General features: G+C 41.9%; 26 protein-coding genes and 1 pseudogene. 6 read left to right on the plus strand and 21 right to left on the minus strand.

Annotation, left to right across the window (positions count from 1 at the left end; all coding sequences use genetic code 11):
* Positions 1 to 32 precede the first annotated feature (32 nt).
* From hrcA to gpr, 6 genes are all read right to left on the minus strand, one after another.
* Entirely contained in the window at positions 33 to 1,064 is a 1,032-nt protein-coding gene (gene hrcA / locus M3234_RS10300; RefSeq protein WP_262304776.1) for a heat-inducible transcriptional repressor HrcA, read from the minus strand.
* 78 nt (positions 1,065 to 1,142) lie between these two features.
* Positions 1,143 to 2,285 (minus strand): radical SAM family heme chaperone HemW, encoded by a 1,143-nt coding sequence (hemW, locus tag M3234_RS10305; protein WP_262304635.1) that lies wholly within the window; start codon positions 2,283 to 2,285, stop codon positions 1,143 to 1,145.
* A 77-nt stretch (positions 2,286 to 2,362) separates the two neighbouring features.
* Complete coding sequence (lepA, locus tag M3234_RS10310) at positions 2,363 to 4,201, minus strand: translation elongation factor 4 (RefSeq protein WP_262304636.1); 1,839 nt, start codon at positions 4,199 to 4,201, stop codon at positions 2,363 to 2,365.
* 246 nt (positions 4,202 to 4,447) lie between these two features.
* A complete protein-coding gene (locus tag M3234_RS10315) occupies positions 4,448 to 4,774 on the minus strand; it encodes a YqxA family protein (RefSeq protein ID WP_262304637.1) in 327 nt (108 codons plus the stop codon).
* Positions 4,775 to 4,791: 17 nt separating this feature from the next.
* Positions 4,792 to 5,991: a stage II sporulation protein P gene (gene spoIIP, locus M3234_RS10320; protein ID WP_262304638.1), complete on the minus strand. Its 1,200-nt coding sequence runs from the start codon at positions 5,989 to 5,991 to the stop codon at positions 4,792 to 4,794.
* 107 nt (positions 5,992 to 6,098) lie between these two features.
* Complete coding sequence (gpr, locus tag M3234_RS10325; RefSeq protein WP_262304639.1) at positions 6,099 to 7,214, minus strand: GPR endopeptidase; 1,116 nt, start codon at positions 7,212 to 7,214, stop codon at positions 6,099 to 6,101.
* Between the two features lie 210 nt (positions 7,215 to 7,424).
* Between gpr and rpsT the strand changes: the two genes are divergently transcribed.
* Positions 7,425 to 7,685, plus strand: a complete 261-nt coding sequence (rpsT, locus tag M3234_RS10330; protein WP_066311944.1) for a 30S ribosomal protein S20 — start codon at positions 7,425 to 7,427, stop codon at positions 7,683 to 7,685.
* A gap of 147 nt (positions 7,686 to 7,832) precedes the next feature.
* On the opposite strand, the gene holA is transcribed toward rpsT, so the two are convergent.
* Positions 7,833 to 8,849 (minus strand): DNA polymerase III subunit delta, encoded by a 1,017-nt coding sequence (gene holA, locus M3234_RS10335; RefSeq protein WP_262304640.1) that lies wholly within the window; start codon positions 8,847 to 8,849, stop codon positions 7,833 to 7,835.
* Positions 8,850 to 9,151: 302 nt separating this feature from the next.
* Between holA and M3234_RS10340 the strand changes: the two genes are divergently transcribed.
* Positions 9,152 to 9,286 carry a YqzM family protein gene (locus tag M3234_RS10340; RefSeq protein WP_082692944.1) on the plus strand — a complete coding sequence of 45 codons (135 nt, stop codon included), beginning with the start codon at positions 9,152 to 9,154 and terminating at the stop codon, positions 9,284 to 9,286.
* A gap of 69 nt (positions 9,287 to 9,355) precedes the next feature.
* Here the strand turns inward: M3234_RS10340 and M3234_RS10345 are convergent, their stop codons facing one another.
* From M3234_RS10345 to M3234_RS10360, 4 genes and pseudogenes are all read right to left on the minus strand, one after another.
* Entirely contained in the window at positions 9,356 to 10,279 is a 924-nt protein-coding gene (locus M3234_RS10345; RefSeq protein WP_262304641.1) for a DNA internalization-related competence protein ComEC/Rec2, read from the minus strand.
* Positions 10,239 to 11,684, minus strand: a complete 1,446-nt coding sequence (locus M3234_RS10350; RefSeq protein WP_262304642.1) for a ComEC/Rec2 family competence protein — start codon at positions 11,682 to 11,684, stop codon at positions 10,239 to 10,241. The genes M3234_RS10345 and M3234_RS10350 overlap by 41 nt, the downstream gene beginning before the upstream one ends.
* A gap of 77 nt (positions 11,685 to 11,761) precedes the next feature.
* Positions 11,762 to 12,208, minus strand: a pseudogene (locus M3234_RS10355) (ComE operon protein 2); the annotation flags it as partial.
* Between the two features lie 70 nt (positions 12,209 to 12,278).
* Positions 12,279 to 12,944, minus strand: coding sequence for a helix-hairpin-helix domain-containing protein (locus M3234_RS10360; RefSeq protein ID WP_396953945.1), 666 nt, complete (start codon positions 12,942 to 12,944; stop codon positions 12,279 to 12,281).
* A gap of 76 nt (positions 12,945 to 13,020) precedes the next feature.
* On the opposite strand from M3234_RS10360, the gene comER reads away from it, so the two are divergent.
* A complete protein-coding gene (gene comER, locus M3234_RS10365; protein ID WP_262304645.1) occupies positions 13,021 to 13,845 on the plus strand; it encodes a late competence protein ComER in 825 nt (274 codons plus the stop codon).
* 68 nt (positions 13,846 to 13,913) lie between these two features.
* On the opposite strand, the gene M3234_RS10370 is transcribed toward comER, so the two are convergent.
* Genes M3234_RS10370 through M3234_RS10405 form a run of 8 tightly spaced genes read right to left on the minus strand, consistent with a single transcriptional unit; the run spans position 13,914 to position 18,945 of the window.
* Positions 13,914 to 14,678, minus strand: coding sequence for a class I SAM-dependent DNA methyltransferase (locus tag M3234_RS10370; protein WP_262304646.1), 765 nt, complete (start codon positions 14,676 to 14,678; stop codon positions 13,914 to 13,916).
* Positions 14,675 to 15,031 (minus strand): ribosome silencing factor, encoded by a 357-nt coding sequence (rsfS, locus tag M3234_RS10375; protein ID WP_262304647.1) that lies wholly within the window; start codon positions 15,029 to 15,031, stop codon positions 14,675 to 14,677. Before rsfS ends, M3234_RS10370 begins: the two co-directional genes overlap by 4 nt.
* Positions 15,032 to 15,601, minus strand: coding sequence for a bis(5'-nucleosyl)-tetraphosphatase (symmetrical) YqeK (yqeK, locus tag M3234_RS10380; RefSeq protein ID WP_262304648.1), 570 nt, complete (start codon positions 15,599 to 15,601; stop codon positions 15,032 to 15,034).
* On the minus strand, positions 15,591 to 16,160 hold the full coding sequence (locus M3234_RS10385; protein ID WP_262304649.1) for a nicotinate-nucleotide adenylyltransferase: 570 nt from the start codon (positions 16,158 to 16,160) through the stop codon (positions 15,591 to 15,593). Before M3234_RS10385 ends, yqeK begins: the two co-directional genes overlap by 11 nt.
* Positions 16,161 to 16,169: 9 nt before the next feature.
* The gene (gene yhbY / locus M3234_RS10390) at positions 16,170 to 16,463 is read right to left on the minus strand and encodes a ribosome assembly RNA-binding protein YhbY (RefSeq protein WP_262304650.1); all 294 of its coding nucleotides are present in this window, start codon (positions 16,461 to 16,463) and stop codon (positions 16,170 to 16,172) included.
* Positions 16,463 to 17,296 carry a shikimate dehydrogenase gene (gene aroE, locus M3234_RS10395; RefSeq protein WP_262304651.1) on the minus strand — a complete coding sequence of 278 codons (834 nt, stop codon included), beginning with the start codon at positions 17,294 to 17,296 and terminating at the stop codon, positions 16,463 to 16,465. The genes yhbY and aroE overlap by 1 nt, the downstream gene beginning before the upstream one ends.
* A 24-nt stretch (positions 17,297 to 17,320) precedes the next feature.
* Positions 17,321 to 18,427: a ribosome biogenesis GTPase YqeH gene (yqeH, locus tag M3234_RS10400; protein WP_262304652.1), complete on the minus strand. Its 1,107-nt coding sequence runs from the start codon at positions 18,425 to 18,427 to the stop codon at positions 17,321 to 17,323.
* A gap of 2 nt (positions 18,428 to 18,429) precedes the next feature.
* A complete protein-coding gene (locus tag M3234_RS10405) occupies positions 18,430 to 18,945 on the minus strand; it encodes a YqeG family HAD IIIA-type phosphatase (protein WP_262304653.1) in 516 nt (171 codons plus the stop codon).
* A 461-nt stretch (positions 18,946 to 19,406) separates the two neighbouring features.
* On the opposite strand from M3234_RS10405, the gene sda reads away from it, so the two are divergent.
* On the plus strand, positions 19,407 to 19,547 hold the full coding sequence (sda, locus tag M3234_RS10410; RefSeq protein WP_262304654.1) for a sporulation histidine kinase inhibitor Sda: 141 nt from the start codon (positions 19,407 to 19,409) through the stop codon (positions 19,545 to 19,547).
* A 48-nt stretch (positions 19,548 to 19,595) separates the two neighbouring features.
* Here sda and M3234_RS10415 read toward each other — a convergent pair whose 3' ends face one another.
* Positions 19,596 to 20,393, minus strand: coding sequence for a phosphatidylserine decarboxylase (locus M3234_RS10415; protein ID WP_262304655.1), 798 nt, complete (start codon positions 20,391 to 20,393; stop codon positions 19,596 to 19,598).
* 131 nt (positions 20,394 to 20,524) lie between these two features.
* Between M3234_RS10415 and pssA the strand changes: the two genes are divergently transcribed.
* Together pssA and sigK are read left to right on the plus strand one after the other, a co-directional pair.
* Entirely contained in the window at positions 20,525 to 21,064 is a 540-nt protein-coding gene (pssA, locus tag M3234_RS10420) for a CDP-diacylglycerol--serine O-phosphatidyltransferase (RefSeq protein ID WP_262304656.1), read from the plus strand.
* A gap of 161 nt (positions 21,065 to 21,225) precedes the next feature.
* Positions 21,226 to 21,942: an RNA polymerase sporulation sigma factor SigK gene (sigK, locus tag M3234_RS10425; protein WP_066311876.1), complete on the plus strand. Its 717-nt coding sequence runs from the start codon at positions 21,226 to 21,228 to the stop codon at positions 21,940 to 21,942.
* Between the two features lie 23 nt (positions 21,943 to 21,965).
* On the opposite strand, the gene M3234_RS10430 is transcribed toward sigK, so the two are convergent.
* On the minus strand, positions 21,966 to 22,952 hold the full coding sequence (locus M3234_RS10430) for a F510_1955 family glycosylhydrolase (protein ID WP_262304657.1): 987 nt from the start codon (positions 22,950 to 22,952) through the stop codon (positions 21,966 to 21,968).
* Positions 22,953 to 22,992 lie beyond the last annotated feature (40 nt).

Consider the following 22,992-nt stretch of genomic DNA (forward strand, 5'->3'; position numbering starts at 1 on the left):
TAGAAATTTCACCCTTATCAATATGACCGGCTCTATTTTAAATGATACAGCCTAGTTAAAACCGATGTTAAATCCCTGCTTAACAATTGCAATAAACTGATTACCCGAGAATATTCCATTCTAGTGGGACCTAAAATGGCGATCGTTCCCAGCTTTTCCGTTCCTGCAGAATAGGTAGCGGTAATCAAACTGCAGTCTTCCATCACGCTATTTTCATTTTCACTGCCAATCTTTACGTTTATTCCTGCCGATTTGCTTCTGATCAAGTTGGAAATCCATTCTTCCTGGTCAATCATCATAAAAAGATTGCGCACCTTGTCGATGTCATGGAATTCCGGCAAGGTTAACATATTGGTCTTCCCAGCGAAGAAAAGCTTCTCGCTGATCGGCACTTTAAAGGTCTCCGCAATATTGTGCAGCATGAAATCATAGTTATGAATATGCTGTTTAAGCAGCATCGCCACTTCTTTATAAATTTTATCATGCAGTTCGCTAAGCGGCGCTCCAGACAGACGGTCGTTCAAAATGTTAACCGTCTTTTCCAAATCACCCGCATCCATTGAAGCTGGTAAAGAAACTGTCCGGTTTTCAACATGACCGGTATCCGTGACAAGAATGGCGACAGCTGTTTCTTTATTCAACGGGATAATTTGGATTTTCTTTAATTTATTCACGTTTACAGCTGGACCAAGAACGATTGACGTATAATTTGTCATCTCAGATAAAATCTTTGCAGAGCGCTGAATGATTGTTTCAAATTCAAAAATCTTCTCTGCAAAAATAGATTGAATAATCGAGATATCCTGGTTATTCAACACTTGAGGCGAGAGTAAATGGTCTACATAATATCGATAACCTTTTTCCGATGGAACACGTCCTGAAGAGGTATGGGGTTTTTCAATAAACCCCATCTCTTCCAAATCGGCCATTTCATTACGAATGGTTGCCGAGCTTAATGATATTTCCTCTTTTTTCGACAAGCTTCTTGAGCCGACTGGTTGCGCAGATCGAATAAAGTCATCAACAATAACCTGAAGAATCAACAATTGACGATCTGTTAACAACATTCATCACCTCTGTTAGCACTCACTTTAAACGAGTGCTAATTATATTAATAAATTATCAAATAAGAGGGGATGGTGTCAATTAGATACCCCTAAAAATGCTTGAAAAACTTCATTCCCCAAAAGTCGGCCCCTTTTCGTCAGGCGGATTCGGTCTCCTTCCAGTTCCAGCAATCCTTTGGTGACTAAGTCTGTTATTTCGTTCTTAAAGATTTCGCCTGGGTCTTGTGCAAATTTTTCAATAAAGTGTTTAACGGAAACTCCGTCCGTCTTACGCAAACCCAGGAACATCTCCTCTTCCATTTGTTCTGCCGTTGATACGGAATTTACTTCAAGGACTGGCAGTTCCCCACCGGTAATCCGGTCGATGTATTTTTTCACCGGAGCGATATTTGAGCGCCTAAACCCATTCAAATAGCTATGTGCGCCCGCACCAAAGCCATAATAATGTTCATTATTCCAATACGTCAGGTTATGCCTGCTTTCATATCCAGGGATAGAAAAATTGCTGATTTCATATTGGTGAAAGCCGCGTTTTTCCATCTCTTCCATCACCAGTTCATACATTTGCGCCTCGATATCCTCTCCAGGTGTCGGAAGCTTGCCTTTTTTCATCAGGTTATAAAAAACCGTTTTTGGCTCTATGATTAAGGAATACGCCGAAAAATGTTGAATATCTAACGAAAAGGCAGTAGTTACTGTTTGTTTGAAATCCTCCAAAGTTTGAGTTGGCAAGCTATAAATCAGATCAATGCTGATATTTTTGAATCCGACGGACTTTGCCAATTCAATTGTCTTAAAAACATCCTTTGCCCGGTGGACGCGGCCGATTTTTTCCAACAGCTTGTCATTGAAGGTTTGGACGCCGAGGCTCAAGCGGTTTACTCCTGCCTCCTTTAATATTTGTAATTTATCCTTTGATAAATCACCGGGGTTGGCCTCAAACGTAAATTCCAGATTTTCTGATTGCGGCAGTTGGCGATTAATACTTTCACAAAAACTGTAAAGCTGCTTTTCATCTAAAGAAGTAGGAGTGCCGCCACCGACAAAAATTGTTTCCAATTCGGTTGTTGGATAGCGCTGAAGTGTCTGTTTCATTTCTTGTTGCATTGCCTGTAAGTACTCATCAACAGGCTGACCTTTTAAAAACACCTTATTAAAATCGCAATAATGGCAAATATGCTCACAAAAAGGAATATGAAGATATGCCGCTTTAATCATCCGTTACACCTGCTTTTACTTGTAACAAAAAGAGGCAGGGTCTGCCATTGTTTCAGCTTCCCTAACCTCCAGTCCTGTTACTGTTTTTTTGTATTGTTATCGTCCATTTTTAACACGGCCATGAAAGCTTCTTGTGGTACCTCAACGGAACCGACTTGTTTCATCCGCTTTTTACCTTCTTTTTGCTTCTCAAGCAATTTGCGTTTACGGGAAATATCACCGCCATAACATTTGGCCAGAACGTTTTTCCGCATTGCTTTAATTGATGAACGGGCGACAATTTTTGTGCCGATCGTTGCTTGAATTGGAACCTCAAATTGCTGCCTCGGAATGAGATCCTTTAGTTTTTCAACAATGATTTTTCCACGTTCATAAGCGAAATCTCTATGGACAATGAAGCTTAATGCGTCAACTTTTTCCGCATTCAATAAAATATCCATTTTAACCAATTTTGATGGTTTATAACCGATTAATTCGTAATCAAATGAAGCGTAACCTCTTGTACTTGATTTCAATTGATCAAAGAAATCATAGACAATTTCCGCTAATGGGATCTCATAAATAATGCTGACACGATTTTCATCGAGATACTGCATATCAATGAAAATTCCACGCTTTTGCTGGCAAAGTTCCATAATCGCTCCAACATAATCATTCGGCGACATCATGGTTGCCTTGACATATGGCTCTTCTACCCGGTCAATTTTTTGCGGGTCCGGCATATTGGAAGGGTTATCGACATTAATTTGTGTGTCATCTGTCATATGCACATGATAAATAACGCTTGGTGCCGTCGTAATTAAATCAATCTTAAACTCCCGCTCAATCCGCTCCTGAATAATTTCCATATGAAGCAGACCTAAAAAGCCACAGCGGAACCCGAAGCCTAATGCTTGTGAGGTCTCTGGTTCAAATTGCAAGGCGGAGTCATTTAATTGCAGCTTTTCAAGTGCTTCCCGCAGGTCGTTAAATTTTGCGGTATCAATCGGATATAGCCCACAATAAACCATCGGGTTTAGTTTCCGATAGCCTGGCAGCGGCTCTGTAGCACCGTTTTTTGCATTCGTAATCGTATCACCGACACGGGTATCTCCGACATTTTTAATGGCAGCGGTAAGAAAGCCGACATCACCAACTGATAATTCATCACGAAGGGTAGCTTTTGGCGTAAAAACTCCAACTTCAGTTACTTCAAATTCCGCTCCTGTCGCCATCATTTTTATTTTATCGCCCGCTTTAACGGTGCCTTCAACGACACGAATGTACGCAACCACACCGCGATAGGCATCATATAAGGAATCGAAAATCAACGCTTTTAATGGTGCTTCAGGATCGCCTTGTGGTGCAGGAACTTTCTCTACCACCTGTTCAAGAATGTCTTCAATCCCGATTCCCGCTTTCGCAGAAGCTAATACAGCTTCCGAAGCATCTAAACCGATTACATCTTCAATTTCATTACGCACACGTTCAGGGTCAGCGCTTGGCAGGTCAATCTTATTGATAACTGGCAAGATTTCAAGGTCGTTATCAAGTGCAAGATAGACATTCGCCAGCGTCTGTGCCTCGATCCCCTGCGCAGCATCGACCACCAAAACCGCTCCTTCACAAGCAGCAAGGCTTCGGGATACCTCGTAAGTAAAATCGACGTGTCCCGGCGTGTCGATTAAATGAAAAATATATTCTTCCCCGTCTTTTGCTTTATAGGTTAATTGGACAGCGTTTAACTTTATCGTTATGCCGCGCTCTCTTTCTAGATCCATTGAATCCAAAAGCTGCTCTTTCATTTCACGGGATGATAAGGCATTGGTTTTTTCAAGGATCCGGTCGGCCAATGTTGATTTTCCATGGTCAATGTGGGCAATGATCGAAAAGTTCCTAATCTTCGATTGCCGTTTCAATCTTTCTTCTCTGTTCATGTCGTTCACTCCTACTAGACTTACGTCCACGCACGTAAAACTATTTTTGATTATAACAGTAGGAAAAACAAGATTCAATTAAAATCGAAAAGCGGAAGCGCCTTGTTCAGCCCCGACAAGCATAAGGCGAGCCGGCAGGAAGGTTGCTTTTTAACCTTCATGACGGATTGACTTATGTCCTCGAGGGGCTAGGCGCTGAAGCTAGACAATTTCGAAAGGCGGCACCTTTTTGGTACCGCCCAGTTTTTAATCTGTTATCAGTTCTATCAATTTTTCCGAAGCAGTCGTTAACCCTTCAGACATTTTCTTCCCCATCGAGGAAAAGAAATTATAGGCACTGATTTCTTCCAACTTCTTCTTTTTCGCTTCAAGATCGTGGCTAGTGATTTCATCGCCTAAAAAAGTCGCATTCAATTGTTGGCCATTTTCATTGATGGATACCGCATTTTGAAAGTTGGGGTCATCGTATCCCTTCATTTTATGGATGCCGTTATTCGCCAATTCCATCCCGGTTAACACCGCGATAAACATCAGCGCTGCAATTACAATGCTTTTTAGCATGAACATCTTCATGGGTATCCACCTAACTTCTATTGATTATCTGATGATTGCTCCACGTCTTTGTTTACCTGTTCCGCCTGCCAGTAAAATTCGCTGAATACATCGGCAAGCGCATCTGCAGAACGGTTCAATTCCTCGAACGTATTGTCAACGCCGCCAAATTCAATTAAAATGGCATTCTCCGAGAGGTTTTGATTGTAAACTGCATTTCCAGATCCGGCTGGCTTAACCATTACTCCCCTGCTTAATCCCTTATATTTTTTCTCTAATAATTTGTGTAATTCTCTAGCCAGTTCAGCGTTTTTTTCATAATTCGGATTTTTCCCGCCGATGACAAATGCAAGTTTTGCATAAGCCTGACCGTTAATCGAAATGGTTGTATCATTTTTTCGTTTTGAATCTCTGTGAATATCAAAGAAATAGTGCAAATCACGATTGGAAGCCATTGCTGCCTGGACCACTTCACGCGATTCCTGATATGATTTAGGGTATGTTAACCCCTTTTTATTTAAATTCCCTTGAACATCGGTTTTATCTACATGGGTTCCGATTCCCCTCTGCTCTAGGCTGGCCTTTAACTGGTCCCCGATATTGGTGACATTAATTTGCGAATGATAGGCCAGATTAGGATTCGTTACACCCTTCAAGTATGGTAAATAGGATTCCCGATTATGCGTAAAGTAAACATAGACAACTTTACGGTCCCCGGTTGTCTGATTGGGTGCAGGTGACGGATTTTGATCCGCCGGTTGATCCAGGCCCTCCAGGTTCTGCAAGGCAGCCTCTCGCTCTGCCTGCATGATTTCAAGCGGCGGCGAGGATTCAATCGGCATATTCGTATAGTTTGTCCCCTCACCGGCAACCAGAATTTTTCCATCAAACTCATAAAACCCGGGAAGTTCCCTGCCTAGTAAACTGCGGGGATCATCCAGATTAATATTGCTGGACAGCTTAAAAATTAGATTGGTCATGGTCGGGAAGGTAAAATCCGGCTTTGCCTTCAAGAAATGGTGGTTCTCCCAGCCCATCAATTGATACAGCAATTCACCGTTGACCTTTGTTGCTGCTTGATTGACAGATGCGGATGATAGCCGATATTGTGGCTTTAACGAGGTTAATAGCCCGCTGATGGAAAAAATGGAAAGCATAAATATAAAAATGGCTGTCATTAGCTTCAGTACTGTTGTCCCCTGGACCATTATAAAAGTTCCCGACGTTTTTGTTTTCATGGTTCCACCTCACACTCAGGATTCTAGTAAATCATATGAGGTTACTAGAGTTGGTAGAACCATTTCTTAACAGGGTCTATTATTTTTAAAAATAGACCCTGTATGGTTTATCTTGTGTAGAAGCCAGCGTTGTCCTGGTCAATCGAGCTGTGCAGGGAGGCATTCAGTCCATTTGCAATCAGGTTCGCCATGTCTTCGATAAATACATCGACTTCCTTCGGGGTAACCATCAGATTATGCCCAAGCGGCGCCAGCACTTCCTGAATGAGTCTTCTTTTTTCATCATCAGGCAGCGTACCGACAATGCCAAGAAAGGTTTTTCGATGCTTTTCTTCCGGGAGGTCTTCCTCGGTAAGTTTTCGCCTTTCGCCAAAAGTCAGTCCTGCCGGGGCAAGCGCCCGTGACGGACGATTCCCTTCCCGCATTTCCTTGCCAAAATGCTTTAAAATGAAATCAATCGTATCACTAGTAATCGATACGGCATCGACAACGGTCGGAACACCGATTGCGATGACCGGAACCCCTAATGTATCCTTACTTAGTTCTTTTCGTTTATTGCCGACCCCCGAACCCGGATGGATGCCAGTATCGGAAATTTGGATGGTCGAATTTACCCGTTCAATGGAGCGGGATGCAAGCGCATCGATGGCAATAACAAAATCGGGTTTGGTTTTTTCAACAACACCAAAGATGATATCGCTCGTTTCAATTCCGGTCAGCCCCATCACCCCTGGTGCCAAAGCACTGACAGGGCGGTAACCTTCCTCCACATTCTCAGGTTGGAGTTCAAACAGGTGCCGGGTAACGAGCAGGTTTTCACAAACCATCGGGCCGAGAGCATCCGGAGTGACATTCCAGTTCCCTAGGCCGACAACCAAACAGGAATCTGTTTTTTTAATTCCGGCTCCCTCAACAAAATGGGCAAATTCTCGGGCAAACACCTCTTGAACCTTTTGCTGTATATCGGTATTTTGCTTGCGAATCCCCTGCACTTCCAGAGTTAAATACCTTCCAGCCTTTTTGCCAAGCTGTTGTTCTCCTTGTTTCGTCACTTCCACTAGGGAAATTTTAATATCATCTACATCTTTTTCTTTTATGATGACGCCTTCAATCTGAGAAAGATTTTCCTCCTGGTCAACTGACTGCTGCAGCACCATCTCTCTTGCTTCAATCGCCAAGTCAGTCCTGACAGAGTACATGCTTAAGTCGATCGATTCATTCATTTACCATCACTCCTATGAAAAATAGAAACTATTTCCTAATTTTTCCCTGATTACAATAAAACATGCACCCGAAAAATAAGTAACCTAATAATGTATTGCAATCTGGGGTTCTGTTTGATAAAATATCTCTTGTTGCAATTAAATTGTGAATGATTGTTTAGTCGAGTTCATATAGTCTCGATTCTCGATTCTTTACAGGAGGTGAAATTAATGCCTAACATTAAATCTGCTATCAAGCGTGTAAAAATTAACGAAGCTAAAAATGCTCAAAATACAATGGCGAAGTCTGCTATGCGTACTGCTGTTAAGAAGGCTGAAGCTGCAGTTACTCTTAACGATACTGCTACTGCGAAGGAAGCTTATGCAACTGCTGCAAGCAATTTGGACAAGGCAGCTGCAAAAGGTCTTATCCACAAAAATGCTGCTGCTCGTAAAAAAGCTCGCCTAATGAAAAAAATTAACGCTTTGTAATAAATGAAAACTCGTCGATTGGCGAGTCCGATAGGACGAAGACAGAGACGTAGTTGAATTTATGCGTTTAGAAAGGATAAAATTTGCTAAAATTTTATCCTTTCTTATTGGCTAAAAAAAACGATTCCTCGAGCAGGAATCGTTTTTTTATTTATTCAGCCGGAACAGAAGCATTTCAACCAGCAAGGATTTATTCATTCCGCCTGTTTTCATTTTGTAGTCGGCTTCAGCAAGGTAATTCATGATTTTCGATAGTTCTTGATCGGTAAATTTTGCCGCCTGGCCAAGAGCAAGCTTGACACGAAACGGGTGAGTTTTTAATAATCCGGCCGCCTGCTGCTGTCCATAGCCGCGTCTGGACAATTCTTTTACCTGGTAAATAAGCCTAAATTGTCCTGCAAGCAAGGCCAAAATCTTGATTGGCTCTTCATTTTGCTTGATCAAATCATAATAGATCCGTAATGCCTCATCAAGCTTACGCTGGACAACCTTTTCTATCAGGGTGAATATGTTTTGTTCCAGTGACCTGGCAACAAGTTTATCAACAAGTTCAACATCAATTTGTTTTTCATCGGCGGCATATAGTGCCAGTTTTTCCAGCTCACTTGAAATCATAAACAAATTTGTCCCGACAAGGGCCAGTAAATGTTCAATCGCGTCAGGATGGATGTCGATGCCATTTGTTTTTGCCCGATCCTTCACCCAATTTTTCAATTCAGGCTCTGATAATTTTTTCGCTTCTACTACTTCTGCCTGCCGTTTCAGTTCCTTTACGATTTTCTTCCGCTCATCCAATTTCTCATATGGAGCCGAGAGAACGAGTACCGTATACGGTGCAGGCTCTTTTATGTAGGTTTCTAACCTGGATATATTGTGATTGACCTTTTCCTTGGTCTTTTCGGCGGTCAAAAACACGGGATTATGTAGAAAAATGACTTTCCTCTCACCCAAAAACGGAAAAGTCTCGGCATCCTCGATTGCCGCTTCAATTGGGGTCTCCTCTAAATCATAAGCGGAAAAGTTAAAGTCCAGGTCGTCCTCATTGAGAACCTGGTTGAGGATTAACTGCTTCGTTTCATTGATTAAAAAAGCTTCCGTCCCATATAATAAATAAACAGAAGCGATATTTTTTTGTTTTATTTTTTTCCATATGTCCATAACCATTGTTCAGCGCTCCCTTTACTTCACTCCTTATTATCGTAATGAAGCTAGAGGCGTTTGACAAGTAGTAAAAGGGAATTGACAACTGTCGCCATAGTGCCAACTCCCGATCTATAATAAACGCCTGCAATATTTGCCCTAGGAACTCATATTATCAGGCGGGAATCATCTGTAAACTTATTGTAGCCGTTAGTTAGTCAAACTATTTTGACAACACTTGTCAACAGAGGAAAAGCAATTTAAGGCGTGCTGGATTTTTTCAAGAGAATAGCTTATACTATATTGTGAAATAGGAGGGGTAGACTGTGAACGAATTTGAAAAGAATTTGCAAAGTAAGCGGAACGATGCAATTGATTCAGGGGTTGGATTTATCGTTTCTTTTGGTTTTTTTGCCACTATGTTTATAATTGCAACAGTCATTAAGCTGATTGGTTCTTAATATTTGGCTACATATGGTTTACTCAAGGAGACTGCCGATACCGGCAGCCTCTTTTTAATTCTCTATATACTATGGAAGATAAGGGATAAAGGTTCCTTCCGTATGATAAAATCTGTAGGTTATTGCCCCGCTTTTATCCGTTCGATAAATCATCGTCTTCTGATCCCCCAGGAGGGTTAATACCTCCTGATGAGGATGTCCAAACCGGTTGTTCTCCCTGGCTGAGATGAGCGCAATCTTTGGCCGCAATTGATGTATAAATGAGCCAGCACTTGATGTCCTGCTGCCATGATGGCCGGCTTTCAAAACATCAACCTGTAAATGGGGGTATTTTTTTATAATTCTCTCTTCCCCCGCTTGATCCAAATCGCCGCCAAAAAACCAGCTGAGCCCCCCGATTTCAGCAGCAATAGCAACCGACCCGCTGTTTCTTTCCCCTTCAAAAGATTGTTCTGGGGCGAGTATATAAAATGAACCTTCATCACTCCCCCATTTATATCCATTGGATACAAATACCACGGGAATTTCCTGAAGCTTTGCTTCTTTAATAATCGCTTGTTCCATTTGCGATGACTGCGTTACGTCAGGCAGCAAAATCTGTCTTACTTTAATTTCTTGTAAAACGGCAAGCGCACCGCCAATATGGTCCATATCACCATGGGTAAGGATCAGCTTATCAATCATTGTGACTCCTTTTCCCTTTAGATAAGGTACAACGACATCCCTTCCCACTTCATATGGTTTTGCCCGCCTTTTCCATTGTTCCTCATTGAATTCCAGAGTACCGCCGGTGTCAATCAAATAGGTACCTTTCCGCTGAGGCAAATCAATCAAGATGCTATCCCCTTGCCCTACGTCAATCATCGTAACTTCACCATATGGATAAAACCAGTTCCAGGCAGGCTGAATAAAAAACAGGCAAATAACAAAGATAAGCAAATATTTTTTATTTTTAGGAGACAAACATTGTTTCCCAAACAAGAAAGATGGCACAGATCAGGATTAGGTAGATTATTAGCAGCCACAGATTTGGCCTACCCGGAGTGAAGGCGGCAAAATCCAAATTGGCAATGACAGCAATAAGCTTGTCAAACATATTTATGATTTTTACAAAAATCGCGCTTAGGATGAACGGAGTTTTATCAAATAAAAGCTGAAGAAAAAACAGGATGTATAAGCCTGGAAGGTAAACAAAGGAAAATAGTGGAATGTATAATAAGTTGGCAAAAATGCCAATCAACGAAAGTTCGAAAAAGTGATAAAGCAGAAAAGGAAATGCTGCTAGTTGTGATGCGACCGAGACAGCTAACATTGCACCAAGTTTTTCATAATGCTTTAGGAGGTGCCCAACCGACAAAATAATCGCCCAACTTACCGAAAAGGACAGCTGAAAACCGACATCAAAAAGGTATAACGGGTTAATTGCTAGACAAAGCAGACATGCAATGCTGATTGCATCAATCGGTAACAGCCTAAGCCTCCCGTTCCACTTTTCCGTCAATAACACAAGAAAGATCATCAATGCAGCGCGAATAACCGAGGGAGAAGCGCCTGTCAAAATAACATAGACAGGCAAAAGGATAAGTAGGAAATTGCCCATAAACTGTCTGGTTAATCCCATTCGTATCCCCAAATAGAATATCATTGCGATAAGTAACGAAACATGAAGACCGGAAATGGCCAGCAAATGGACGATGCCTGTCTCCTGGTAATCACCCAGCACATCCGGGTCAAGCAAGCTCCTATCCCCAAAAATTAATGCGGCGGATAATGAGGCAATCTCCGGGGGAAAGTTATTTTCCAGATAACGAATCCCATTCAATCGTAATAGTTTAAAAGTGATGACCGGATTACTTTTCGCAGCCGCCACACAATTTTCCAAGGGATTTCGGTCGGTTTCGATGATCCAATATATTTCCTTTGTCGCAAGATACCGCCGATAATCAAAACCATTCGGATTCTTGGCGATTCTAGGCAATTTCATTTTGCCTGAAACACGACAGGCCATGCCATAAAAAGACTGGGCTTTTAACGCCGCTTGTTCTTGTTGGGATTTGATGTTATATCGGACAAGGAGGTTTTCGTTATAAGCTATCTCTTTAGCTTGGATTTGCAGTAAGTCACCATCTATTTTGGGTTCTTGGCTGTATTCGAGGGTAAATGTCGTGGAATCGTTGGGAAGAACGCTGTGATTGTTCTTTCCCGCTTGATACCCAATAGCAAAAAAACAAACAAACGTTAACATAAGAACTAAAAATTGTTGCAGCGTTAAGCTTTTGTATGTAATTAAAAGATAAAGATAAAAAATCAGCAGCAGTAAAAATGGGGCAATTTTAATTAGGGATGCTGACACCGCCAACAGTGCGGCAACAGCAAAATAAAAGTATTTTCCAGCCATGTTTTTTTTCTCCATATTGTGAGGGATGGAACCAGCGCCGGTCATGTAACCAGCGCGGCCTTTTAATGATTGAGACCCCGAAAATCAATTACCTGTTCAATCAATTCAACTTTTTCCAATTTCACATTTGCTTGCTGGAATAATTCAAGCGCATACGGATGGTTTTTATAGTCCGCAGCATAATAAACAGTCTTAATTCCTGCCTGAATAAGAGCCTTACAGCATTGCAAACACGGGAAATGGGTAACATAAATTTCGGCACCATCCGTTGGGACGCCAAACTTTGCACATTGCAAGAGTGCATTCATTTCGGCATGAATCGTACGCACGCAATGATGGTCAATCACATAACACCCCTTATCAATACAATGATCGCCACCAGCAATAGAGCCGTTATAGCCGCCTGCAATAATCCGTTTGTCCCTTACGATGGTAGCGCCGACTGTCAGGCGCGTGCATGTGCTGCGCAGTGCAAGTAAATGGCTTTGTGCCATGAAATATTGATCCCAAGAAATTCGCTCCATAGTTTAACTCTCCCTCGCAGGTTCTTTCTGTTTAGTTTAATGTGGCTTGTCCATCCGGTCAATGAGGAATTTATTTCACGACAACCAAATCCTTTAGTTTTTCAAAGGTCTTCTCACCGATTCCGGTCACATTCTTTAAATCCTCAACTGTTTTAAAAGGACCGCTTGTTGAACGATACTCAATAATCGCTGCCGCCTTTGCAGGACCAATCCCCGGGAGGTTTTGCAGCTCCCCTTCATCGGCTTTATTGAGATTGATTTTACCTTGACCTTGGCTTGGTCCGCCCGTAACCTGCATCGGTTGTCCACCATTCGAGCCCGCCGCGGCATTTCCGGCTTCCCCAATCGCAGGGATGTAGATCACCATGGCATCCACGACATGCTCGGCAAAATTCACCTGTGTCTGGTCAGCCAGTTCCGTTAAACCCCCTGCTCGACTGATAAGATCAATAATCCGCTCCCCTTCATCAGCTTTGTAAACACCCGGCATTTTTACTTGCCCTTTAATATCCACCATAATGATTTCGAATTCTTTTGCATCTGCTGATTGCTCCTCGGATAATGGGTCTGCCTTGTTATTCGGTACCTTTTCAAGCTTTTGTTCCATTCCCAAGGCTTGCCCGGGAACTGGAGTGACAGGATTATTATTGTATAAATAATAACCCCCAATCGCGATCAGGACCGCAGCGGCAAGATAGTACTTGTGTTCCAGTAACCAGTCTTTCAACTTGCTCATCCTTTCAAATGGTATATTTTACTTACATAGCTCATATTGTTATAAAAGAAACCGGGATGTGAAGGAGGGTTGAATCATGGAGGTAGGAATCATCGGAACCGGTAATATGGGAAGAATTTTGGTGGAGGCTTTCCTTGATGGCAAAGCTGTTTCTCCCTCATCCATGATGATTACAAATCGTACGATTGGGAAAGCAATGCTGCTAAAAGATAAATATTCCGAACTCAGGGTTGGGGCAAATGCGATGGAAGTTGCGGCTCAATCCGATTTGATATTTGTATGCGTAAAACCGCTGGATGTTTTTAAAATTATCGATCAAATCAATCCATATTTAACCAAAAGTAAATGCCTTGTTACGATTACAAGCCCCATCAGTACAAATCATATTGAGAGCAAAGTATCCAGCTCCGTAGCCCGGATCATTCCAAGTATCACAAACCGGGCACTGGCCGGAGTCTCATTAATTACCTATGGAGAAAATTGTTCAGGATATTGGCGAAAGGAACTCGAAAGTTTAATGTCCAAAATGTCTGTGCCTGTTTTCATAGAAGAAAATATTACGAGGGTCGCTTCCGATATCGTCAGCTGCGGGCCAGCCTTTTTCAGTTATTTGCTGCAGGCATTTATTAAGGGTGCGGTTAAGGAGACCGAAATTGATGAAAAAACCGCTACCATTCTTGCAAGCGAAATGATTGTCGGTCTTGGGGAATTATTAAAGCAAGGTCATTACACCCTTCCGTCGCTCCAGGAAAAGGTATGTGTAAAGGGCGGCATTACCGGTGAAGGGATAAAAGTATTTGAGAACGAACTTGGGGAAGTATTCCAACACCTGTTTCAGGCAACGCACGCCAAGTTCAAAGAAGATTTGGACCATATTGACTTGCAATTCTCTAAACAATAATTCGCCTTTTTTCTACAAATTCCTCCTAAATTCTATACAAAAAACCATCTTTTTTAAAAAAAGATGGTTTATTTCTTTTGGGCGATAAAAAAGATCCGTTCAGAATGGTTTTGCGGCGGACTATGCTCAAAATCCGCATTAACCTCTAAAATCTCAAAGCCCGCTTCTGTCAGCCACTCGGAATAATGCTGGATCGTAAATGTTCGTTGAAAGTGGAGCTCATCATACCGGTCATACTTACCGGAACGTTCATCCAGGACAAAAAAACTTAACTCGTGCTCAACACTGTTGGCTTCCTCACCGGGGAAGCTGTTCCAAATATAAGCGATATGGTCATCATTTAAGGCGAATGTCTGATTGATAAATACTTGGGTTATTTTAAAAATCGAATGGACATCGAAAATCAGAAGTCCACCAGACTTTAAATACAAAAAAGCTTGCCCGAAAGTATCCTTAACCTCTTCTTCGGTCTGAAGATAATTGAGGGAGTCGCAAAAAATGCCGATAACATCAAATAGGGCAGGCACTTCAAACTCAGCCATATTTTGTTCATAAAATGGAATCCTGACACCTGCATCCTCGGCCTTTGCCTGTGCAACCGCCAGCATATCGGCAGACAAATCGATTCCGGTTACGTGGAACCCTTCTTTGGCAAAGCGAGTGGAAAGTTCTCCCGTTCCGCAGGCCAAATCAAGAAGCTGGAAGGGCTCTCCTGATGATCGGTTCATTTGATATTTCCCCAGCGTTTCCTTGACGTATTGAACCCATTGATCATAAGGGGCATCTTTCATCAGTTCATCATATAAATAGGCGAAATGCTCGTATGTGGTCATGTATTTAATTCGCTGAGGATATCTTCCCGCGGTGCATCGCCCCATAGGCGCTCCAGATTATAATAGCTACGTTCATCGCGATGGAACACATGGACAACTACATCGCCAATGTCAATCAGTACCCATCTTGCCTCGTCAAACCCTTCGATCCTTTTTACATCATAGCCATTCTCGTGTGCCTTTTCGCGAATTTCCCTGGCGATTGCTTGAACCTGCTTATCTGAGTTACCGTGACAAATGACAAAATAATCGGCAATTAAAGAAATCCCCTTCATATTTAACGCAATGATATTTTCCGCCCGTTTATCGTCCGCTGCTTTTACAGCCATTTTTAATAACTTCTGATTTTCCATTTAATCAATCCTTCCATTTCGGATTAAATCATTATACGTATGAAACGTTTCAGGATAGACTGGTTGATTCTTTTTCATCAAGAACATAATTGTATTTTGCACCGACTTTAACAGGGCCCGGTCCAAATTTTCAGCAGCCATTCCCCTGACTTCGTCTACTCCGGGAAAATGACGTCCCGGTTCAATATAGTCTGCCAAATAAATTATTTTTTCTAGCAGGGACATCCTCGCTTTTCCGGATGTATGGTACCGGATTGCCGATAATATTTCCGGGTCGGAAATCCCAGCTTCCGTCTTTGCCAGATAGGCTCCTGCAGGTGCATGCCAAAGCTCGGCGTTATAGTCAAGCAGGTCGGCCGGAAAACCCTGGCTCAAAATAATTTCCCTCATCTCTTCCTTTGGCCGGAATTTGGCGTAATCATGAAAGATTGCCGCCAATTCGGCTTTCTTTACATCCGCACCGTATGCCTTAGCTAACACGATGGCTGTTTCCATCACCCCGAGGGTATGCTGGTAGCGGTGCTCAGTCAATTGTGGTTTGACGAGCTGCAATGCTGTTTCACGTTCCATATAAATGCTTCTCCTCGATATACCGTAATACTGAATCGGCTATTAAATACCTGACTGTCTTCCCTTTTCTAAGCCTGTCTCTGATCATGCTTGATGATACATCGAAGGCAGGTACGTCAACATATTGAACGGGGTAATCGGTTTGATGACTATAATTCGGCCGCTCAACTCCGACAAATTGGACGAGTCTGACCAGTTCGTCTATTCTATGCCATTTCGGCAAATATTCAATCATGTCCGCCCCGATAATAAAGAAAAACTGATGGTCTGGAAATTGTTCCATTAACAGAGTCATGGTATCAAAGGTATAGGACTTCCCCTCCCGTTCCAATTCAATCGGCTGAATTTTAAAATCAGGATGATCCTGGATAGCCAGTTCGAGCATCCGCAAACGATCCTCATTGCTTACCGCTTGTGATTTTTGTTTATGCGGTGGTTCGCGATTTGGCATCAGCCATACTTCGTCAAGCCCAAGAGCGTTTAACACCTCATTGGCAATTAACAGATGACCGTAATGCGGCGGGTCAAAGGTTCCCCCTAAAATACCGATTTTCTTCATCTCTGCCTCCTACTTTGGAAGGGTAATTTGCTTATTTTCGACAGACTCCTTATAAAGGACAATCGTATTGCCAATGATTTGTACAATCTCTGCGCCGGCACCTTCTGCCAGTTGCTCAGCAACGACAGTTTTATCTTCCTCACAGTTTTGCAGCACGCTAATCTTAAACAATTCCCTTGCTTCGAGAGCTTCGGCAATTTGTTTAATCATGTTCTCGTTAACCCCGCCTTTTCCGACTTGAAAAATCGGGTCCATATGATGGGCTTTCGCCCGTAAAAAACGTTTTTGCTTACCTGTTAACATTACTTTCCTCCTAATTGTTTAAGAACAATTTCTCTCATTCTGGTTGTGTCCGGGAAGATTCCGGTCCATTTTTCAAATGCCAATGCCCCTTGAAACACAAACATGTCAATGCCGTTTTGTATCATGGCACCTTTTTGTTTGGCATACCGTAAAAATTGTGTTTCCAACGGATTGTAAATGATATCACAAACCATCGCTTGTTGTTTGAGATTTACTAAATCCAATGGTTGTTCAGCCAGTTTCGGTGCCATTCCGATCATCGTTGTTTGGATAATTAAATCATAGTTTTCCAACTGACTTTCCGCTTCATACAAGGAATAGGCCCTTGATTCGTTTGTGTATGGACACTCTTCGATTAATTTCTGTGCTTTGTCCACCGTCCGATTGGCAATATCGATTGCTGCGGGGTTTTCCTTTGCCAAGGTAAAATAGATAGCTCTTGCCGCCCCGCCAGCCCCGATGATCAAAACTTTTTTTCCGGCAGCCTGAGGATAATGGGCGGTTAACCCTTTTAGAAAACCTGGTCCATCGGTGTTATAGCCGACAAGCCTTCCTTCTCGGTTGACCACTGTATTGACAGCGCCGATGCTGGCAGCCAGTTCATCCACTTCATCGAGATATTGAATAATGTCACTTTTATGCGGCACAGTTACATTGAATCCACTCGCGCCAATCGCCTTAAAGCCGTAAACCGCAGCCTCCAAGTTTTCAGGTTTTACCTGAAACGGGAGATATTGAGCATCAATTCCATAAAACGAAAATAAATCATTGTGCATAGTCGGGGACATCGAATGGCCGATTGGATCCCCGATCACGGCGTACAACTTTTTCACTTGTTTCCCCCACCCATATAAAAATTATATCAACGACTTTCGAATCAAAGCTTGAACACCCTTTGGAACATAGGCGGCAACCTTCGCTCCAGGATCGTTAACCGTTATCCAGCCAAGTCCCGAAAAGACAATATCAGTCTTAGCATCTTTAATCATAAATTCATGTCTTACCAACTCAGGAAATGTATCAAGGTCCGATTTCCTCGGCGGAGTCAACAGTTCCCCAACATGATTTTCATAAAGCTCGGCGGCATTTTCTGTTTTTGTACGGTGTAGATTAATTTCATTGGAAACGTAGCAAACAAATGACCGTCTGCCGCCACTAATATAATCAAATCTGGCCAGCCCGCCAAAAAACAGGGTTTGTCCTTCATTCAATTGAAATACTTTTGGCTTGATTTCCTTTTTTGGCGTAATCACTTTTAAATCCCTTTTATCGACAAAGTGGGCCATTTGATGATGGTTGATAATTCCTGGCGTGTCCATTAGCGCTTTTCCGTCATCAAGCGGTATTTCAATAATATCCAGGGTCGTCCCCGGGAAATGGGAAGTCGTAATCACATCCCCTTCGCCGGTCACTTGTTTTATGATTCGATTAATAAATGTTGACTTGCCGACATTGGTACAGCCGACGACATAGACATCTTTACCATTACGATGTTGTTCAATCGCAGCGGTTGTTTCTTCGATATTCCAGCCCTTACCGGCACTTACGAGGAATACCTCCTCCGGTCTTAGTCCAAGTTCTTTAGCTTGCTGGGTCATCCAGTTGATCAGCTTTTTATGTTTGACCGATTTAGGCAGCAAGTCCGCCTTGTTGCCGACAAGAAGGACTTTGTTGTTCCCCACAAAGCGGTGCAATCCCGGCAGCCAGCTGCCGTTAAAGTCGAAAATATCAACAATCATGACAATCAGGGCATCTCGTTCGCCCAGTCCGTTTAAAATCTTTAAAAAGTCATCATCCGTCAGGCTGACATCCTGGACTTCATTATAATGCTTTAGACGAAAGCATCGCTGACAAATAATTGATTCTTTTTCGAGGGCGGAAGTGGGCGCATAACCAATTTCCGCCGGATTTTCCGTCTGAACCTTTATACCGCAGCCAATGCAGATATGTTTTTGTTCGTTCACGTCTACTCCTCCCAAGACAGCATACCTTTTTTGCGAAACCAATTCATGATTCTCCGTTCCGCAAACCGGTTAAATTTGGTCATGAATCCATCAGTCTGGGCAACCGGAACTACCAGAATCGTATGGAAGCCGCTGCGATTGCCTCCGAGGACATCCGTTAATAATTGGTCGCCAATCACTACGGTCTCCTCTTTTTTCAAGCCCATTTGCGCCAAAGCTCGATTAAACGCCCTTGCCAGCGGTTTTCGCGCCTGAAATACAAACGGAATCTTTAGCGGGTCGGCAAACGCTTTAACCCTTGCTTCATTATTATTAGATACAATTGTTACAAGAATATGATGCTTCTTCATTTCTTCAAACCAATTGACCAACGCAGGGGTGGCATTGGGGCGATCCCATTCGACGAGCGTGTTGTCCAAATCGGTAATAATTCCTTTAATCCCTCTGGATTTTAACTGTTCAGGCCGAATATCGAATACACTTTTCACGTGTTCGTTCGGCAGAAATTGCTTTAACACTAATTGACACCTCAAAACTTCTTCTAGAATTTATTAAACTGTCCTAAACTTGGCTAATAAGAATTTTACCATATGTTTCAAAGAATAAAAGTCCTTATGTTATTGTTCTTCATTTCTTGACAATCCATGTCACGTAAATCAGAAACCTGCTGGAATAATATTAGGGTATCTCCCAAATTGTGGAGAATTTTTAAACAAACAAAAAAACTTTTCGACAAATATCGCCTTCCTTAACAACTGTGGATAAAGTTATTAACATTATACCCATTGAATCATTCACTTTTAAGCGATTTATAAACAAAATAATCACAAGTTATCCACCTAAACCTGTGGATAGTTGGAACGATTGTTCTCCAGGAATAAATTTGGTAGATTTAGGGTACACCAATTGAACCTACCATTATATGAATCCTTTTCATCAAATAGAACACTTTATTTTAAAGGTTGGAGGTGTCTTCTACGTGAGGAAATTGTCAGATGAATTATTGATTGAGTCTTATTTAAAAGCAAGAGAGCTAAACCTGAGCCCGGATTTTATCAGCCTGATCGAATCCGAGATTCACCGTCGTTCCCTTTATTATAGAATAAAGAAGACTTCCTAATTATATTTGCCCAACCAAGGGATATTTTACGAAAAAACGGCGGCGCCATCATGCGCCGCTGCTTTTTTTACTTAAAATCCCAAGCTTTTCGCCAACCTTCATTTCCTGTGGTGTTTTAAGGTTTGAATCGAGTTCAAATGTATTCTTCTCAAACAATAAAACAACAGTTGACCCAAAAGTAAAATAGGCAATCTCCCCGCCTTTTACTAAATTCGAGCCTTCATGGACAGTTTCAATCGAATTAACAAACATGGCGCCAACCTTGACAATCGCCACATGTCCAAATTCAGTGTTAACCTCTGTAATGACTCGATAATTTTTGGCAAGCGTCCGTACCCCATATTTTAATCCCCATTTGTTAACCGGATAGGATTTCGATCCAAGCGTCCATTGATTTGTAACTGTACCATTAACAGGGCTGTGAATCCGATGGTAGTGGCTTGGACTTAAATACAAAATGACGTATGTACCATTCAAATATTTTGGCAGCACATTACGATCTCCAAGCATTTCCTCTATGGAATAAGTTTTGCCTTTGACGATAATTTCGCTGTTTTCCTTAATCGGCCCGACATCCTCAAGTACCGCATCAACGGGACTGACAACCGCATCATCGCTTTTGTCTATGGTCCTTGCGCCCTTTTTGAGATTCCTGACAAACAAAGCATGCAGGGTGGGGAACTCGTGAAGCCCTTTTTCCATTTCCGTCTGATTAAGCTGATAGATTCGTGCAAACGATGGAACGACAAAACGGCTGATACGTGACTGGGCAAAACGTTTTAAAATAGCCGATGTCCATCGGCCATTCGTTAATTCAATCATTAGACGATAAACTGTCTGTAACAAAGGCATTACCCCCAAATAGTGTAAAAATACTCTTTACGAATAGACATAAAACCCGTAAAATTAAATAATATAGAGTTAACAACAATGGCACGGATTAATCTTCCATCCAAAGAAAGGAGTGGAAAAGTGAAATGTTTTTATTAGATGTAATCGACCAGACGATTAAGAAACTAAAGTCCCAGACAGCCAATGTCATAACCCTGACGAATTTATCTTTAGGCGGTTTTGCCATCGTATTCGGACTCCATGGGAATTTGAGATTAAGTCTGCTGCTGATTTTTGTTGCAGCATTGGCGGACCGGTTTGACGGCATGATTGCCCGAAAGTTTAATATTGAATCTGAGTTAGGCAAACAATTGGATTCCATGAGTGATATTATATCATTTGGCGTGGCCCCAGCACTATTGTTATATCAGGGAATTTTACATGAATTCGGTGGACCGGGTTCCTTTTTCACCGTATTTTATATCGGTTGCGGCGCATTCAGATTGGCACGATTTAATATTACTGAAAACAATGGATTCTTTACTGGATTGCCGATTACTGCGGCAGGCTGTTTGGCTACGTTAAGCTTTTTGGCCATCCCCTATCTTCCGGCACAAACGTTCTTATTTATTATCATCATTCTTTCATTCTTAATGGTTAGTACGTTCAGATTAACGAAAGTATAAATTTTTTAATGTAATGACCTACTATTGCCTTATGGTATAGTAGGTCATTATTATAATAGCACTAATTTCAAATTAAATAATCTGGACAGACACAATTTCCCGTTTTCTTCATAGGAATTATTAATAGGCTTTAGTCCAAAGAAGATACGGGGTGGATATGGATGTCTGGAATTTTAACGGCTCTTGGCTATTTACTTAAAGAATTTTTATTTCTTGTATCCTATGTAAAGAATAATGCCTTCCCTCAGCCCCTATCCGCTGCAGATGAACGAAAATATTTAAGATTAATGGCCGAAGGGGACTCCCACGCACGAAATATGCTGATAGAACACAATTTGAGGCTCGTTGCCCACATTGTAAAGAAATTCGAAAATACCGGCGAAGATTCAGAGGATCTAATATCGATTGGAACAATCGGATTAATAAAAGCAATCGAAAGCTATTCCGAAGGGAAAGGAACAAAGCTTGCAACCTACGCCGCACGTTGTATCGAAAACGAAATCCTCATGCATTTACGCGCTTTAAAAAAGACCAAAAAAGATGTCTCCCTACATGACCCGATTGGCCAGGATAAAGAGGGCAACGAAATATCGTTGATTGATGTATTAAAATCGGAATCTGAAGATGTGATTGATACGATACAAATGAACATGGAGCTTGAGAAAATCAAAAAATACATTGAAGTTCTCGACAGCCGTGAAAAGGAAGTCATTATCGGCCGCTTTGGCCTCGATTTGCAAAAGGAAAAAACCCAGCGAGAAATCGCCAAAGAGCTGGGAATCTCCAGAAGCTATGTTTCAAGAATTGAAAAGCGAGCATTGATGAAAATGTTCCATGAATTTTATCGCGCCGAGAAGGAACGAAAGAAAAAAAGTTGATGAAAAAAGGGCCGGAGTTACATTTACTCCGACTCTTTTTTGCCTTCTTTTAATAAATTTTCCCAGGACTTGCCTACGTCCACTGTTTCATACAGGTCATTCTTATAAGTGGAAAAAGCGATTTGCATTGGATTTTTTGGATTAACCGTTATGTATGTAATAGGATTATCATAATCAAGAAATGGAATGTTAAGACTTATTTGTTCCCCGGAGGACGGATTTAGCGTCTTCAGCAAAATTTGTTCGTTTTCCACACTTGAAAATATGATCAAATCTCCAGCAAACGCAAGTGCTGTTATCATGACCGGATCACTAATCAGCTTCATTGTATTCCCGTTATCATTGGAATAATAAATACCAGATCTTGTTGCCATGGCGATTGTATCACCATAGGCCGGATGGACCGCAATCATCCCGAGTGAATCGGATTTGAAGCCATTAAGCTCACTTTTTTTCCAAGTTTCGCCGTTATCCTTGGAATAGTTGACGCCCATGCTTAAGCCATTTTTTTGCTGATCACTTATCAGATATAGGTTGCTATTCGAATAGCCTGCTGCCATAAAAACAAAATTGGCTTGCCCGTAAAAGGCCAATTTTTCAAGCGTTTCCCCTTTATCGGTACTCCTTACCAGGCCTAGAGGATCCTTTAAATCAGCCCCCTTTTGCGGATGTCCGCTCGAAATAAAACCTGATTCCACAGCCTGGAAACCCATATATTTATGGTTATTCGTTGTGGTCTCAAACCATTTCCCGTCTATAAACATTTTCAAGCCGGCATTTGATGCAACATAAAGTGCCTGATCATTCCCCGGATAACCGACCCCAAAAATACGGCTTATTTTTACCGGCTTTGCCTCAGTGACTTCATATTTTATTGTGTCAGTACTTTTGGTTTCCTGCCGATCTTTCGGATTCGAGTTTTTTTTCTCCTCCTGATTACTTGTACAGCCTGTAACGGCAAGTAACATGACCATTAAAATAGGCAGTATTAGGCGTTTTCGAGATTTCATCGTTCTCCTCCTGAACATGCTTTTAAAACTCTATCTTCAA

This window comes from Neobacillus niacini, from assembly GCF_023715785.1.
Taxonomy (GTDB): domain Bacteria; phylum Bacillota; class Bacilli; order Bacillales; family Cytobacillaceae; genus Neobacillus; species Neobacillus niacini_E.